Source organism: Pedobacter heparinus DSM 2366 (assembly GCF_000023825.1).
GTDB classification, from domain to species: domain Bacteria; phylum Bacteroidota; class Bacteroidia; order Sphingobacteriales; family Sphingobacteriaceae; genus Pedobacter; species Pedobacter heparinus.
The window spans coordinates 4,300,581-4,317,306 of the sequence record NC_013061.1 but is presented as its reverse complement, the minus strand read 5'-3'; the positions used below and the strand labels follow the sequence as shown (position 1 = coordinate 4,317,306).

Genomic DNA, 16,726 nt, shown 5'->3' with positions numbered 1-16,726 from the left:
TACAATAGGATATAAATAATTGAAAGGCTTAGGCTATCCGGTTATACCGAAAAGCTGGTTCCGCAACCACACGTACTGGCGGCATTCGGATTGCTAAAAGTAAAACCCCTGGAGTTCAGGCCATCCTGCCAGTCAACCTGCATACCCAGCAAATACATCTGATGTGCTTTATGCATAAAAACCTTAATGCCCTCGATGATAAATTCCTGGTCGCCCTCTTTTTTCTGGTCAAAGCCCAAAACGTAATTCATGCCGGAGCAGCCGCCACCCTCTACACCTACGCGCAGGCCAAAATCTTCTGCAATTTCCTGCTGGTTTTTTAATTTAAAAAGTTCTTTTACAGCTGTTTCTGTAAATGTTACTGGTGCAAATGCCGTATCTACAGTACTCATATCATTCCTATACCGTTAAAAAATCTATTAATATCATAGGGCAAAATAACTATAATTGTTGTTAAAACAATTGCGGCAACTTTGCCCAACCTTTGATAAAAAAACTATCAATAGAGCAAATATAAATCAAAATGTACATTTTTGTCGGTACTAACACTAATTATTACTGTATTCAAACAAAGCTATGGACTTACAAAAATTTTTAACGGATGCAGCAGTGCTGGTAATAGGAGGGGTAGCTACTGTTTCAGCTGGTTATTACCTCATCAGGGATGATATCCGTAATTATTTCAGGCTAAAGTTTGCTACACAGAAAAAAGAAGAAAACCCGCAATTGCTTTCTTTACGTCTTCAGGCCCACGAACGCCTGATTGTATTTATAGAGCGCATCAATCCTTCCAATTTGTTTATCCGCCTGCATCAGCAAGGAATATCTGTACAGGAATTGCAGGCTACTATATTAAATGAGATCAGGGCAGAATACCAGCACAATGTAACGCAGCAACTGTACATCAGTTCGGCTACATGGAATGTGGTAAAACAGCTCAAGGACGATACCATAGCCATGGTCAACAATGGTGTTGAAAATCTGTCTCCGGATGCTACAGGTGTGGATTTAAGCCGTAAAATATTGCAGCATATGACCGGAATTGAAAATAACCCTTACGATTTGACCCTTGATCTGATCAAAAATGACATACATCTTTTGTTTTAAATATGAGCAATAAAAAATTCACCACCACATCGGGTATAGAAATAAAAGAAGTGTATAATACAGCCAGCGCACCTTTAGAAGGGCCTGGCGAATTTCCGTATACCCGGGGAATCCAAAAGGACATGTACAGGGGGCGGTTGTGGACCATGCGCCAGTACGCCGGATTTTCTACAGCTGAAGAATCCAATAAGCGCTATCACTATCTGTTGAAACAGGGTACAATGGGACTTTCGGTAGCATTTGACCTGCCCACCCAGATCGGTTACGATTCCGATCATGAAATGTCGGAAGGGGAAGTGGGTAAGGTTGGTGTAGCCATCGATTCCTTAAAGGATATGGAGATCTTGTTTGATGGGATTGAACTGCAAAAGATCACTACCTCTATGACCATTAATGCCACGGCCTCTATTTTGCTGGCCATGTACATTGCTTTGGCTAAAAAACAGGGCGCAGACATTAAACAGATCTCTGGGACAATACAGAACGATATCTTAAAAGAATATGCAGCAAGGGGCACCTACATCTATCCGCCCAAGCCTTCTATGCGTATCATCACCGATATTTTTGAATATTGCAGCAGGGAGGTCCCAAAATGGAATACCATTTCAATTTCAGGTTATCACATCAGGGAAGCCGGCTCTACAGCAGTACAGGAGCTGGCGTTTACCTTGGCCAATGGAAAAGCTTATTTAAATGCGGCCCTTGAAAAAGGACTCGACATCAACATTTTTGCAAAACGTCTCTCCTTCTTTTTTAACTGCCACAACAATTTCTTTGAAGAAATTGCAAAATTCAGGGCTGCGAGAAGAATGTGGGCGAAGATCACAAAGCAATTGGGTGCCACTGATGAAAAGGCACAAATGCTTAGGTTCCATACACAGACAGGAGGCTCTACCTTAACTGCGCAACAGCCACTGAACAATGTAATCAGGGTAACCAACCAGGCGATGGCCGCAGTATTAGGAGGAACACAGTCCCTGCACACCAATGGTTATGATGAGGCCCTTTCCTTACCTACCGAAGCTGCGGCAAAAATTGCCCTGCGTACCCAGCAGGTGATCGCTTTTGAAAGCGGGGTAACGGATACGGTTGATCCTTTGGCAGGTTCCTATTTTGTAGAGGCGCTGACCAATGATATTGAAGCTGCTGCCCAGTTGTATATTGATAAAATTGACGCTATGGGCGGTTCAGTAAATGCCATTGAAAATGGCTATATCCAGAACGAGATTGCTGATGCGGCTTACCAGTACCAGGTGGAGGTAGAACAGGCCAGCAGAGTAATTGTTGGTGTGAACAAATTTACCCAGGATAAGGAGGCGATCGATGATGTATTTACCATTGATGAATCCATCAGGACGATACAAACAGAAAAACTGCAAAAGCTGAGAACAGAAAGGGACAATGTTGCAGTTGAGCAGGCATTAAACAACCTGATGCAGGCTGCCAGAGGAACTGACAATCTGATGCCGTTTATTCTTGCAGCGGTGGAAGAATATGCCAGTCTTGGCGAAATTGCCAATGTGCTGCGAAATGTTTTTGGAGAATATTGAAATGATGTTAATAAATAGTTATCCACATAAAAAATTGAGGTTAACTGGGGTATGATATTGCAATATAAGCACTTACCAAATAAATGAAAATTAAGTTTTTTTTGTTGATAATTTTTTGAATATTCGATCTCTCGAAGGAGTTCATTTTATGTGCTCAAATCGTTACTGTAAACCAACAAATTATAGAATGACAATGGAAAAAACTTGCATCGAAGTATGGAAAAACTGTCTCCAAATTATAAAAGATAATATTCCGACCCAAAGTTTTAAAACCTGGTTCGAACCTATATCTGCACTTAAGTTGGAAGGCAATGTTTTGACCATACAGGTGCCTAGTTTATTCTTTTACGAATGGCTGGAAGAACATTATGTTGGACTGCTCAGAAAAACGGTTAAAAAACAGTTGGGAGATGAGGGGCGGCTGGAATACAATATCGTAGTCGACAAGTCCTCCAATTCAGGTTCACCTTACACCACCAATATGCCGAGTAATGGCAACGGTGCTGATGCCAAGAAGCAATCGATGCCCATTCCGGTTTCTATCAACAAAGACATTAAGAACCCTTTTATCATACCTGGCTTAAAAAAGTTGAATGTAGATCCTCAGCTGAATGCCAATTATACATTTGAAAATTATATTGAAGGAGATTGTAACCGTCTGGCCCGCTCTGCAGGTTATGCTGTTGCCGCAAAACCAGGAGGCACATCTTTTAATCCACTGATGATTTATGGTGGGGTGGGACTGGGTAAAACCCACCTGGCCCAAGCTATCGGTAACGAGATCAAAAGGAATATGCCCGATAAGCTGGTCATTTATGTTTCCTGTGAGAAGTTTTGCCAGCAGTTTGTAGACTCCCTAAAGAACAATACGATCAATGATTTTGTGAACTTTTACCAGGCAATGGATGTGATCATCATGGATGATGTACACAATTTTGCTGGTAAGGAAAAAACACAGGACATATTTTTCCATATTTTCAATCACCTGCACCAATCGGGTAAACAGGTCATTTTATCGTCCGATAAAGCGCCTAAAGACCTGGCCGGACTGGAAGAGCGGTTGCTGAGCCGGTTTAAATGGGGGCTTTCTGCCGATCTGCAGGTTCCCGATCTGGAAACCAGGATAGCCATCCTGCGAAAAAAAATGTATGCAGATGGTATAGAGCTGCCGGCAGAAGTAGTAGAATATGTAGCACACAATATAGACAATAACGTCAGGGAACTTGAGGGGGCCATGGTTTCCTTGCTGGCGCAGTCTACCTTAAATAAAAAGGACATCGATCTGGCACTGGCCAAGCAGATGTTAAAGAACTTTATTAAAAATACCTCCAAAGAGATTTCAATGGAGTATATCCAAAAGCTGGTATGTGAATATTTTGAAGTACCGGTTGATATGGTAAAATCGCAGACACGTAAACGTGAGATTGTCCAGGCCCGTCAGATTTCCATGTACCTTTCAAAAAGTCACACCAAATCATCCTTAAAAACAATTGGCGCTTTCTTTGGCGGAAGGGACCACTCTACCGTAATTTATGCCTGCCAAACTGTTGAAGACCTTATCGATACCGATAAAAAGTTTAAAGGCTACGTGCACGACATCCAGAAGAAACTAAAAATGAGTTAAAGCCCAAGCTTCATTAAGCCGTAAAACAAGGCGGCACAATGTAAAGCCTGATCTATTTTATGCTCCGCAAGCAATTGCTTCAGCTCTTCAATCGTATATTCTTCCACATTTAAGATTTCATGATCATCCAGATGCTGCTCGGCAGTTTTTGTGCCTCCCTTCAGTAAATAGGTATAGGTTACATTATTTGCAGTTGCAGGGTTGGCATATAATGTTGCAATCAGTTCTGCGCTTTTAAAAGAATAACCGGTTTCTTCCAGCAGTTCCCGTTTTATGGCAGCTTCAGGGAGCTCTTCCCCATCAATTACACCACCAGGTATTTCCAGTGATATAATATCGGCGGGATGTCTGTACTGACGTACCATGATTACTTTATTTTCTTCCGTGAGTGCTATGGCATTTACCCAGTTTGGATATTCAAGTACATAATAGTCGTCCTTTATAGCTCCATTTTGCAGCTCACAGGTGTCTACCCTTAAAGTAGCCCATTTTTCTTGCACCAGGTATTTTGAGGAAAGCTTTTTCCATTTTAGTATTTCCATAAGATAAGAGGTATAAATTACCAGCTGCCGCTGCTTCCGCCACCGCCAAAACTACCGCCGCCAAAACCACCGAAGCCACCGCCGCCGCCGCTACTGCCGCCACCCCAGCCGCCTCCACCACCGCCTGAACTTCTTCCGCCGCCCAGCAGCATACTCCAGAACAGTGCGTCGGCAACACCACGGCCACCAATAACCTGACTGCCACCGCCACCGCCACCGCCTCTTTTCAGCACAATAATTACGACCACCACAATAATGATAATGATCAGTACACCTGAAGCGCCGCTACCGGTTTTACCAGCTTTAGGTTTATCGTTTTTATATTCACCCTTGGTTACGCTGATGATGGCATCGGTTCCTGCATCCAGGCCCCTATAATAATCACCTGCCTTAAAATAAGGTTTAATTTCATTGTCAATGATTCGCCGGGTATACATATCTGGCAATACACCCTCAACGCCATAGCCCGTCTGGATGGCTATTTTTCGGTCGCCCAGCGCAACTACAATCATTACACCATTGTCCTTGCCCTTGGTGCCTACTCCCCATTTTCTGCCTAGTTCCAGCGCATATTCATTGATGTCGTATTCGCCCACGGACTTGAGTACCGCTATAGCCACCTGGATAGAGGTTGAATCGTCAAAAGCAACCAGCTTACGTTCCAGATTTTGCAGCTGATCTGCAGAAAGTGTCCCGGTATAATCGTTGACCAGGGTATTGGGCTTCGCCGGAAAGTCCTGAGCAAAGCCCGCTGTAGCGAATAAAATAAGTAAAAAGGCTATGATTGATTTTTTCATTGCCTAATTTGTTTTGTGTTGGTCCATAAAAATAATTTCATTGGGCAGCTCATTGATGTCATCTCCTTCAAATGGGAAATATAAGGCCAGTTTTTCGCCTGCCAGTACTATACCGGCTATAATTCCCTGCACAATATTGCCGCCTGCAAAATGTGCTTTCATGGCAATCTGAGTAGTTTCCCAGAAGTCGGAGGGCACTACTTTGTTAATGCCACTGTCGCCAATTATCGCAAATTTATGGTCAATATAAGCCAGATAGATCAGCACACCATTGTGTTTTGCTGTTTTATCCATGCCCAACTTCGCAAAATAAGAAGTCGCGCGTTCAATAGCATCGCCACTGCAATGTTTTTCTACGGCTATTCTGATTTCGCCTGATGTACCTTTTTCGGCCTCTGCAATTGCATTTGCAATGAGCTCCTGGTCTTGTTCTGAAAATATGCCCATAATAGGATTAATAATAAGGGTAATGTATGTTTTGATTATAAACACGCATCACCCTTAAATGTGTTGAGGTATATTAGAATTCTACTTTAGGTGCTTTTTCTGAACCTGGGTCTGCTTTAAAGCCTGCTTTTTGACTAAAACCAAATATTCCTGCCATCAGGTTGTTGGGGAAAGACCTTACTTTGGTATTGTAAGTCTGAACCGATTCGTTAAAATCCTTACGTGCAACGGCTATCCTGTTTTCCGTTCCTGCCAATTCGGCCGAAACATCCCTGAACTGTTCTGTGGCCTTTAATTCAGGGTAATTCTCTGTTACCATCAGTAAACGGCCCAAAGCCTGGCTTACCTGGCCTTGTGCGGCCTGGAATTTCTCTATATTTTCCGGTGTTAATTTATCAGGATCAACAGTAACCTGTGTAGCCTTGGCGCGTGCCTCTGTTACCTGGGTTAAGGTACTCTGCTCAAATTTTGCAGCACCCTTAACGGTATTCACTAAATTAGGGATCAGATCTGACCGGCGCTGGTACTGGGTTTCTACCTGGTTCCACTTTGCTTTTACATCTTCGTCAAGTTTAACCATGCTGTTATAGCCACATCCACTCATAGATACAACCAGGACCAGAAGACCTGCTATTGTCAATACTGTTCTTTTCATATGCTTTTGTTTTTTAGTTTTTTTACCGGCCGTTTTACCGGCCATTTTTGTTAATAAGGTTAATTTACACATTAGAACTCAATTTTCGTACCTTTGTTACAGTTTTCAGGATAAAAACCTGACGGGTTTATGCAAAAGGAAATAGAAATTACAATGGCCCCGGAAAGTATGGGGTCTGAAACTGCTGTTAAAGAAGCGCTGTCAGCGGCGCTTAAAGTCGATTTAGCACGTATAAAGGGCTATAAGGTGCTTAAACGCTCTATTGATGCACGCTCCAGAAAAGTAATATATCGTTTGCAGGTAAAGGCATTTATTGATGAACCGGCTTTGGCAGATATTTTTACCATAAACTATCAAAATGTCAGTAATGCCAGGCCTGTGATTATTGTAGGTGCCGGGCCTGCCGGCCTTTTCGCTGCACTGCAATGTATAGAGAACGGGTTAAAGCCCATAGTTTTGGAACGTGGCAAAGATGTGAAACAACGCCGGAGAGATCTGGCTGCCATTAACAAAGAAGGCCTGGTTAACACAGAATCTAATTATTGTTATGGCGAAGGCGGTGCCGGAACCTATTCGGACGGAAAACTGTATACCCGTTCCAATAAAAGGGGCGACATCAATAAAGTGCTGCAAATTTTTGTACAGCATGGGGCCACAGCTGATATACTGGTAGATGCCAGGCCCCATATCGGAACCAATAAGCTGCCCCATATCATCACTGCCATCAGAGAAACCATTTTAAATGCGGGTGGGGAAATGCATTTTGATCAGAAAGTAACGGATTTGCTGGTTAGTTTTGGGCAGATCAAAGGCGTAGTGGTTAATGGTACGAACCGCTTGCTGGCCGATGCTGTTATCCTGGCTACGGGCCATTCTGCACGTGATATATACGAATTGCTACACCATAAAGGCATTTTGGTTGAAGCCAAACCATTTGCTTTGGGTGTTAGGATTGAGCATCCACAGGCCATTATCGATGCTGCACAATACCATTGTGATGTTCGCAGTGAATTTTTGCCTCCGGCTTATTACAGTTTGGTAGAACAGGTAGGCAGCAGGGGAGTATTTTCTTTCTGCATGTGCCCGGGGGGTATTATAGCACCCTGTGCTACTTATAAAAACGAGATTGTGGTAAACGGCTGGTCGCCCTCAAAGCGAAACAATCCGTTTGCGAATTCAGGAACGGTGGTACAGATCATGCTGGAGGATGTAAAAGGTGACGATCCTTTACGGATGATGCATTTCCAGGCCCGGCTGGAACAAACTGCCTTTAATTTGGGTGGTGGCAAGCTGGTTGCACCTGCACAGCGGATGGTCGACTTTGTAGAAGGCCGTCTTTCGGCCGATCTTCCTAAAAATTCATACCTTCCGGGAACAAAAAGTGCAATCCTTAAAGATACGCTGCCTGATTTTGTTTCATCGAGTTTAAAAAATGCCCTGCCTGTTTTTGGGAAAAAGATGAAAGGCTATTATACCAATGAAGCAATTTTAGTAGGTGTGGAAAGCAGAAGCTCCTCTCCTGTGCGTATTCCCCGAGACCGGGAAACCTTTCAGCATCCTCAGGTTGCCGGGCTATATCCCTGCGCAGAAGGTGCAGGCTATGCAGGCGGAATAGTTTCGGCGGCTATTGATGGGGTAAATTGTGCCAACGCCGTACTCAGGACAGTTTAATACAAACAGATTTTGTTGAACCTTGTTATATATAGGTTAGCTGTCTTCTTTTGGAACGACGAATAGCTTCATCCCCATTAAAAAAATATACTGATGAAAAAGACATTAATAATAGGCGCAAGTCCGAATCCCGCACGATATGCTTACCTGGCAGCAAACATGCTCAAGTCTAAAGGACATGAAATTGTGAATGTAGGCGTAAAGAAAGGGACAGTGGCAGATGTGGAAATAGAAGAGCCGGGTAGTATTCATCCGGATATTCATACCATTACCTTATATATAGGCCCTCATCTGCAAAAGCAGTATTACAATTATATCCTGGAAACCCATCCAAAACGGGTTGTTTTTAATCCGGGAACGGAGAACGAAGAATTGGAAAGCTTACTTAAAGCCAATGCTATTGAGCCGGTAGAAGCCTGTACACTGGTATTGTTGTCGACCGGACAGTATTAATTGTCTTCCTGTAGCTGATTTACAATCAGATTGATAGATATGCCCTTGTAGTAGCAATACTGCAGGGGCTTTTTTTAGGCCATGTTGTTCACAAGAAGTGTGATTGTTCACACCTGGTTCACATCTCCTTCACACCAAACCCACAAACAGGTACCTTTTTGTGAAGAAAGTGTGTAGAATGTGTGGATGATGTGAGGACATGGCCTTACCAGGAGCGGGCTTTGCCTTCAGGGATTGCCTGGTTTGGCGGGGTATAGAATGTTGTTTTTGGGAGCATAAGCAGTAAAACAATAAAAAAGGCAGCATTTTTTTCAATTTTTCTGATTGTAATTAAGGCAGTTAGGATAAAAGTTGATTTAATGGTGTGATATAGTTTGATTGGGTTGATAATTTTCCTACTTTTGCAACCCGCTTCGGAGGAAGGGAAAAGGTGAGGTTGATGTTTAGGAGGTTGATTTGAGGAGATGATGAGTAGAGATTTGTATTTCTTTAGGACTGGTTTAACGCCATGAGAAAAAAAGGAAAAAAAGTTTTAAAAAAAGCTTGACAATACTAAAAAGATTTCTACCTTTGCAATCCCAAACACAGGGAGCCTGATTGACGGAGTTGATCAGGGGAATAAAAAAGATTGAAGCGCTGAGATTTGAAACAGAGATCTGGAATAATAAGACCAGGCCGAAACTGAAAAAGGAAGCGAAGATATATACAGGAGACCCGTGAGGCGATTCGAGAAGTTCATTAAAGAGATGTCATTTATAAAGCGTAGCGAGGTAAGATAGTACGATTTCAAAGTACATGAATACGGAGCTATTTTTTCGAGTTGAATTCTAACTGGACAATACAATTAGAATAAGACTATTATTAATTAAGTTAAGAATGGTCAGCGTTCAAACAACACATTTACAATGGAGAGTTTGATCCTGGCTCAGGATGAACGCTAGCGGCAGGCCTAATACATGCAAGTCGAACGAGATTAAGGGGCTTGCTCCTTATGAAAGTGGCGCACGGGTGCGTAACGCGTATGCAACCTACCTTAATCAGGGGGATAGCCCGAAGAAATTCGGATTAACACCGCATAAAAACACAGGATAGCATTATCCAATGTTCAAATATTTATAGGATTAAGATGGGCATGCGTGTCATTAGCTAGTTGGCGGGGTAACGGCCCACCAAGGCGACGATGACTAGGGGATCTGAGAGGATGACCCCCCACACTGGTACTGAGACACGGACCAGACTCCTACGGGAGGCAGCAGTAAGGAATATTGGTCAATGGAGGGAACTCTGAACCAGCCATGCCGCGTGCAGGAAGACAGCCCTCTGGGTCGTAAACTGCTTTTATTCGGGAATAAACCTACTTACGTGTAAGTAGCTGAATGTACCGAAGGAATAAGGATCGGCTAACTCCGTGCCAGCAGCCGCGGTAATACGGAGGATCCAAGCGTTATCCGGATTTATTGGGTTTAAAGGGTGCGTAGGCGGCCTGTTAAGTCAGGGGTGAAAGACGGTAGCTCAACTATCGCAGTGCCCTTGATACTGACGGGCTTGAATACACTAGAGGTAGGCGGAATGTGACAAGTAGCGGTGAAATGCATAGATATGTCACAGAACACCGATTGCGAAGGCAGCTTACTATGGTGTGATTGACGCTGAGGCACGAAAGCGTGGGGATCAAACAGGATTAGATACCCTGGTAGTCCACGCCCTAAACGATGAATACTCGCTGTTAGCGATATACAGTTAGCGGCTAAGCGAAAGCGTTAAGTATTCCACCTGGGGAGTACGCCCGCAAGGGTGAAACTCAAAGGAATTGACGGGGGCCCGCACAAGCGGAGGAGCATGTGGTTTAATTCGATGATACGCGAGGAACCTTACCCGGGCTTGAAAGTTAGTGAATTAGATAGAGATATTTAAGTGAGCAATCACACGAAACTAGGTGCTGCATGGCTGTCGTCAGCTCGTGCCGTGAGGTGTTGGGTTAAGTCCCGCAACGAGCGCAACCCCTATGTTTAGTTGCCAGCACGTTAAGGTGGGGACTCTAAACAGACTGCCTGTGCAAACAGAGAGGAAGGAGGGGACGACGTCAAGTCATCATGGCCCTTACGTCCGGGGCTACACACGTGCTACAATGGATGGTACAGAGGGCAGCAAGCTGGCAACAGCAAGCGAATCTCAAAAAGCCATTCACAGTTCGGATAGAGGTCTGCAACTCGACCTCTTGAAGTTGGATTCGCTAGTAATCGCGTATCAGCAATGACGCGGTGAATACGTTCCCGGGCCTTGTACACACCGCCCGTCAAGCCATGGAAGTTGGGGGTACCTAAAGTACGTAACCGCAAGGAGCGTCCTAGGGTAAAACCGATAACTGGGGCTAAGTCGTAACAAGGTAGCCGTACCGGAAGGTGCGGCTGGAATACCTCCTTTCTGGAGTAGGTTTGACTACTCGCTACGCTAAATGATATAAATGACTATATATCTCAAAACAAGACAACCCATAGGATGAAGCATGGTTTAGTGCTCCATACTGAAAAGGGGACATGAGTAGATCAAAAGATTTGTGAAAATGAGAAATCAGTACTCATAAACCTTAAGGAATCCATAGTCCCGTAGCTCAGTTTGGTTAGAGCACTACACTGATAATGTAGGGGTCAGCAGTTCAAATCTGCTCGGGACTACATTAAGAATAATCTTAAGGGGGATTAGCTCAGCTGGCTAGAGCGCCTGCCTTGCACGCAGGAGGTCAACGGTTCGACTCCGTTATTCTCCACCATCACCGGTGCCTAAGATAAAAGGTACAGAAATAGGTAGCAGGAATGCAACCCGGGATAGAAAAGTTCTTTGACATATTGGAAGAAGTTAAAAAGAAGAGCAAACAACAATAGAGACGTTGTTTGATTGGATGAAGGGATGAAGTAAGCAATTACGACAAACCAACTGAAGGTTTAACAACAAATCAAAAAAAGCATTTCCATAGGCGCAAAAGGCTATGGAGAGAAGAAAGTAAATAAGAGCACACAGGGGATGCCTTGGCTCTCAGAGGCGATGAAAGACGTGATAAGCTGCGATAAGCTACGGGGATTAGCAAATATGAATTGATCCGTAGATTTCTGAATGGGGAAACCTGGCTAGTTGAAGACTAGTCGTACAAAGTACGCAAACCTGCCGAACTGAAACATCTAAGTAAGCAGAGGAAGAGAAAATAATAATGATTTCCTAAGTAGTGGCGAGCGAAAGGGAAAGAGCCCAAACCAGCCTTGTTACGGCAAGACTGGGGTTGTAGGACTACGATATGATTATAATGCAATGAAGTGGAACAGGATGGGAAGCCTGGCAAAATAGAGTGAGAGCCTCGTACACGTAAGTACCATTAGTCTAGTAGTATCCTGAGTACCGCGAGGTCGGAGACGCCTTGTGGGAATCTGCCGGCACCATCCGGTAAGGCTAAATACTCCTGAGAGACCGATAGTGAACCAGTACCGTGAGGGAAAGGTGAAAAGAACCCCGAACAGGGGAGTGAAATAGAACCTGAAACTGTGTGCTTACAAGCGGTCGGAGCGTCCAGGTGGCGTGACGGCGTGCCTTTTGCATAATGAGCCTACGAGTTACTCTTCTCTGGCAAGGTTAAGTGTTTAAGACACGGATCCGAAGCGAAAGCGAGTCTGAATAGGGCGTATAGTCAGGGGAGGTAGACGCGAAACCTTGTGATCTACCCATGGACAGGTTGAAGGTGCGGTAACACGTACTGGAGGACCGAACCGATAAACGTTGAAAAGTTTCCGGATGATCTGTGGGTAGGGGTGAAAGGCTAATCAAACTGGGAAATAGCTCGTACTCCCCGAAATGTTTTTAGGAACAGCGTCGTGGTAGAGTTAAATAGAGGTAGAGCTACTGATTGGGTGCGGGGGAGTCAAATCCTACCAAATCCAGACAAACTCCGAATGCTATTTAATATACACGGCAGTGAGGCGCGGGGTGCTAAGGTCACGCGCCGAGAGGGAAAGAACCCAGACCATCAGCTAAGGTCCCCAAGTTACAGTTAAGTTGAACTAACGAGGTCCGATTGCACAGACAGCTAGGATGTTGGCTTGGAAGCAGCCATTCATTTAAAGAGTGCGTAACAGCTCACTAGTCGAGCGATCGGGCATGGATAATAAACGGGCATCAAATTGTACACCGAAGCTATGGGTAATATTAATATTACGGTAGGGGAGCATTCCAGCGGCAGCGAAGGTATGACGTAAGTTTTGCTGGAGCTTCTGGAAAAGCAAATGTAGGCATAAGTAACGATAAGGCAGGCGAGAAACCTGCCCGCCGAAAGGATAAGGTTTCCTGATCAACGCTAATCGGATCAGGGTTAGTCGGGGCCTAAGGAGAACCCGAAAGGGATATTCGATGGACAACGGGTTAATATTCCCGTACTTTTTATAACTGCGATGTGGGGACGGAGTAGTGACACTGCCGCGATCTGACGGAATAGATCGTTGAAGGCTGTAGGTATAGGACCGGTAGGCAAATCCGCCGGTCTTGCTAAAGGCTGATAGTACCGCAAACCTTCGGGGGCGTGGATAGTGCAGGTAATCAGACTTCCAAGAAAAACCGCTAAGCTTCAGGTTATAAAAACCCGTACCGCAAACCGACACAGGTATCCGGGAAGAGAATTCTAAGGCGCTCGAGTGAATCATGGCTAAGGAACTCGGCAAAATGGCCCTGTAACTTCGGGAGAAGGGGCGCTGGTAGCAATATCAGCCGCAGTGAAAAGGCCCAGGCGACTGTTTAACAAAAACACATGGCTTTGCAAAATCGAAAGATGAAGTATAAGGCCTGACACCTGCCCGGTGCTGGAAGGTTAAGAGGGGATGTTAGGGTTAAACCGAAGCATTGAATTGAAGCCCCAGTAAACGGCGGCCGTAACTATAACGGTCCTAAGGTAGCGAAATTCCTTGTCGGGTAAGTTCCGACCTGCACGAATGGTGTAACGATCTGGGCGCTGTCTCAGCCATGAGCTCGGTGAAATTGTGGTCCCGGTGAAGACGCCGGGTACCCGCAACGGGACGGAAAGACCCCATGCACCTTCACTACAATTTAACATTGACATTGGATACAGGATGTGTAGGATAGGTGGGAGACTATGAAGCGGTGTCGCCAGGCATCGTGGAGTCAACGTTGAAATACCACCCTTTCTGTATTCGGTGTCTAACTTCACCTAGTGAAGGACATTGTTTGATGGGTAGTTTGACTGGGGTGGTCGCCTCCAAAAAGGTAACGGAGGCTTTCAAAGGTAAGCTCAATACGCTTGGTAACCGTATGAGGAGTGCAATAGCATAAGCTTGCTTGACTGTGAGGCATACAAGCCGAGCAGGGTCGAAAGACGGATATAGTGATCCGGTGGTTCTGCATGGAAGGGCCATCGCTCAAAGGATAAAAGGTACGCTGGGGATAACAGGCTGATCTCCCCCAAGAGCTCATATCGACGGGGAGGTTTGGCACCTCGATGTCGGCTCGTCACATCCTGGGGCTGGAGAAGGTCCCAAGGGTTCGGCTGTTCGCCGATTAAAGTGGCACGCGAGCTGGGTTCAGAACGTCGCGAGACAGTTCGGTCCCTATCTGTTGTGGGCGTAGGAATTTTGAGTGGGGCTGACCTTAGTACGAGAGGACCGGGTTGGACTAGCCTCTAGTGAATCTGTTGTTCCGCCAGGGGCATTGCAGAGTAGCTACGCTGGGAATAGATAAGCGCTGAAAGCATCTAAGTGCGAAACTAGCCACGAGATGAGAATTCCATATAGGACCGTAGCAGACTACTACGTTGATAGGTTACAGATGTAAAGGTGGTGACATCAAAGTCGAGTAATACTAATCATCCGAAGCTTTCAAAAGCAGAACACTGTTGTTTGTTCTTCCTAAAAACTTCTTTCAATAATATGTCATTGTTATCCTGCTGAATCAAGCGGTTCCTGAAATTGAGATCAGGGATTAAAGCTAAAAGATATAAAAGCTGAATAACATTAAAAATATTTAGGTGCCTATATCGGTGGTGTCCACCTCTTCCCATTCCGAACAGAGAAGTTAAGCCCACCAGAGCCGATGGTACTGCGGTAACACGTGGGAGAGTAGGTCGGTGCCAAATCTTAAAGAAAGCCGGTAGTCCAGATGACTACCGGCTTTTCTTGTTTCAAGCCCCCCAAACACCTGGGCCAAAACCAAAAACTTGTTTAAACCTCCAAATTACAATACCCCCTTCTGCTCAACAGATCGCGAATGACCTGAAAACCTTATAAATGTTGAGGTAGCTCTGTCTGCTTGAAGATATTTTAAGGTAAGAATTGCACTTAACCTTAAAAACTCAATAATTTTAAGGTGAGTTACTGGCTTTTATGTATATTTGAAATATGACTTATCGCATTAACTCGGACCGAAATAAACCCTGGAACGATTTACCCGATCTTCCTTTAGACCCTAAGCTTTATGAAGACCTGGAAATCTATAGCCAGCTTGGCAATGCAAAAGCGGCACTGGGCAGATTGCAGGGAAGAAGTATAGCCATACCCAATCAGGGCTTGCTGATCAACTCTATCAGTTTACAGGAGGCTAAGGCTTCCAGTGCAATTGAAAATATATTTACTACAGATGATGAACTGTATAAAGCCTATAGTGAGGACCAGGCAAAACAGCTGGATGGGCCGGCAAAGGAAATCCTTAATTACAGGGAAGCTTTATGGCTGGGTTATCAATATTTACAGGAAAACCAGATTTTCGATGCACACTATTTTATAAAAATGTACAGGGTAGTTAGCCAGTTTAATGATGGCATAAGAACACCCATTGCCCAGATATACATTAAAGAAGGTGGTACTGGGCCAAATGCAGGGAAGGCATTTTATACCCCGCCCAGGGGCAAGGGAATCATTGAAGATAAACTGAACAACTTAACCGATTTTTTGAATGATGATCAAAAGTATCCCTTAGATCCCTTACTGAAAATGGCCATCGGACATTTTCAGTTCGAAGCTATACATCCTTTCAGGGATGGAAATGGGCGAACGGGCAGAATTTTTAACATTCATTATCTGACCAAAAAAGGCTTGCTGGATTATCCTATTTTATTCCTGAGCAGCTATATTATGGAACATAAAGAGGAATATTATGCCGGACTGGCGGGAGTTACACAAAGGGGGAACTGGAAAAGCTGGTTGTTATATATATTAAAGGCTGTTGAAGTAACTTCTAACCTTACCTACAATAAAATCAATGACATCATATCAGCTAAAGAAGCCATCCTTGATGCTATTGTTGAAGATGGAAATATTTCCAGGCCTGAATCTCTGGTCAATGCTTTGTTTACGCAGCCCTTTACCAGGGTAAAACATTTCACCAATTCGGGATTGTATTCGGAAAATACGGCAAGAAAGTATTTGGACCAACTGGCCAACATGGGTATTCTTGAAAAAAGAATGATCCAGGGCGGAAGTTATTACCTGAATCTGGAACTCTACAGGATACTTTCTGAATGATCTGGTCATTATAATTCTGTTGTTTTTATAATCAAGAACCTGTTTTTTTAAAGGAGCAGGTGTATGAAGAAAGGAAGAAATAACTGATGTAAGGGTTAAGGGCTAAATAATCTGGCTGTTTTTTTCAATTTTTCTGATTGTAATTAAGGCAGTTAGGATAAAAGTTGATTTAATGGTGTGATATAGTTTGATTGGGTTGATAATTTTCCTACTTTTGCAACCCGCTTCGGAGGAAGGGAAAAGGTGAGGTTGATGTTTAGGAGGTTGATTTGAGGAGATGATGAGTAGAGATTTGTATTTCTTTAGGACTGGTTTAACGCCATGAGAAAAAAAGGAAAAAAAGTTTTAAAAAAAGCTTGACAATACTAAAAA

At 44.1% G+C, this 16,726-nt stretch carries 11 protein-coding genes, 2 tRNA genes and 3 rRNA genes; 11 read left to right on the top strand and 5 right to left on the bottom strand.

Annotated features, from left to right (window positions below):
• Positions 1-41: 41 nt before the first annotated feature.
• A complete protein-coding gene (locus PHEP_RS18010) occupies positions 42-392 on the bottom strand; it encodes a HesB/IscA family protein (protein ID WP_015809409.1) in 351 nt (116 codons plus the stop codon).
• Between the two features lie 184 nt (positions 393-576).
• Between PHEP_RS18010 and PHEP_RS18005 the strand changes: the two genes are divergently transcribed.
• The 3 genes from PHEP_RS18005 to dnaA all read left to right on the top strand — a co-directional run bounded on the left by PHEP_RS18005 (position 577) and on the right by dnaA (position 4,281).
• Positions 577-1,107 carry a DUF7935 family protein gene (locus PHEP_RS18005; RefSeq protein WP_015809408.1) on the top strand — a complete coding sequence of 177 codons (531 nt, stop codon included), beginning with the start codon at positions 577-579 and terminating at the stop codon, positions 1,105-1,107.
• A gap of 2 nt (positions 1,108-1,109) precedes the next feature.
• Positions 1,110-2,657: an acyl-CoA mutase large subunit family protein gene (locus PHEP_RS18000; protein WP_015809407.1), complete on the top strand. Its 1,548-nt coding sequence runs from the start codon at positions 1,110-1,112 to the stop codon at positions 2,655-2,657.
• Between the two features lie 193 nt (positions 2,658-2,850).
• Entirely contained in the window at positions 2,851-4,281 is a 1,431-nt protein-coding gene (dnaA, locus tag PHEP_RS17995) for a chromosomal replication initiator protein DnaA (protein WP_015809406.1), read from the top strand.
• On the opposite strand, the gene PHEP_RS17990 is transcribed toward dnaA, so the two are convergent.
• The 4 genes from PHEP_RS17990 to PHEP_RS17975 form a co-directional block, all read right to left on the bottom strand.
• Entirely contained in the window at positions 4,278-4,823 is a 546-nt protein-coding gene (locus PHEP_RS17990; protein ID WP_015809405.1) for an NUDIX hydrolase, read from the bottom strand. The genes dnaA and PHEP_RS17990 overlap by 4 nt on opposite strands.
• Positions 4,824-4,840: 17 nt before the next feature.
• Positions 4,841-5,620, bottom strand: a complete 780-nt coding sequence (locus tag PHEP_RS17985; RefSeq protein WP_015809404.1) for a TPM domain-containing protein — start codon at positions 5,618-5,620, stop codon at positions 4,841-4,843.
• A gap of 3 nt (positions 5,621-5,623) precedes the next feature.
• Positions 5,624-6,067, bottom strand: a complete 444-nt coding sequence (locus PHEP_RS17980) for a TPM domain-containing protein (protein ID WP_015809403.1) — start codon at positions 6,065-6,067, stop codon at positions 5,624-5,626.
• 73 nt (positions 6,068-6,140) lie between these two features.
• On the bottom strand, positions 6,141-6,722 hold the full coding sequence (locus PHEP_RS17975; RefSeq protein WP_036675215.1) for a LemA family protein: 582 nt from the start codon (positions 6,720-6,722) through the stop codon (positions 6,141-6,143).
• A gap of 129 nt (positions 6,723-6,851) precedes the next feature.
• Between PHEP_RS17975 and PHEP_RS17970 the strand changes: the two genes are divergently transcribed.
• The 8 genes from PHEP_RS17970 to PHEP_RS17935 all read left to right on the top strand — a co-directional run bounded on the left by PHEP_RS17970 (position 6,852) and on the right by PHEP_RS17935 (position 16,354).
• Complete coding sequence (locus PHEP_RS17970) at positions 6,852-8,393, top strand: NAD(P)/FAD-dependent oxidoreductase (protein WP_015809401.1); 1,542 nt, start codon at positions 6,852-6,854, stop codon at positions 8,391-8,393.
• Between the two features lie 93 nt (positions 8,394-8,486).
• On the top strand, positions 8,487-8,846 hold the full coding sequence (locus PHEP_RS17965; protein WP_015809400.1) for a CoA-binding protein: 360 nt from the start codon (positions 8,487-8,489) through the stop codon (positions 8,844-8,846).
• Between the two features lie 902 nt (positions 8,847-9,748).
• A 16S ribosomal RNA gene (locus PHEP_RS17960) occupies positions 9,749-11,270 on the top strand.
• Positions 11,271-11,446: 176 nt separating this feature from the next.
• Positions 11,447-11,521, top strand: a tRNA-Ile gene (locus tag PHEP_RS17955).
• An 18-nt stretch (positions 11,522-11,539) separates the two neighbouring features.
• A tRNA-Ala gene (locus tag PHEP_RS17950) sits at positions 11,540-11,616 on the top strand.
• A 224-nt stretch (positions 11,617-11,840) separates the two neighbouring features.
• Positions 11,841-14,719: ribosomal RNA gene (locus PHEP_RS17945) — 23S ribosomal RNA — on the top strand.
• A 139-nt stretch (positions 14,720-14,858) separates the two neighbouring features.
• Positions 14,859-14,970: ribosomal RNA gene (gene rrf, locus PHEP_RS17940) — 5S ribosomal RNA — on the top strand.
• Together the 16S, 23S and 5S rRNA genes with 2 tRNA genes alongside form the textbook arrangement of a ribosomal RNA operon.
• 262 nt (positions 14,971-15,232) lie before the next feature.
• Positions 15,233-16,354, top strand: coding sequence for a Fic family protein (locus PHEP_RS17935; RefSeq protein WP_015809399.1), 1,122 nt, complete (start codon positions 15,233-15,235; stop codon positions 16,352-16,354).
• The last annotated feature ends 372 nt before the right edge of the window (positions 16,355-16,726 follow it).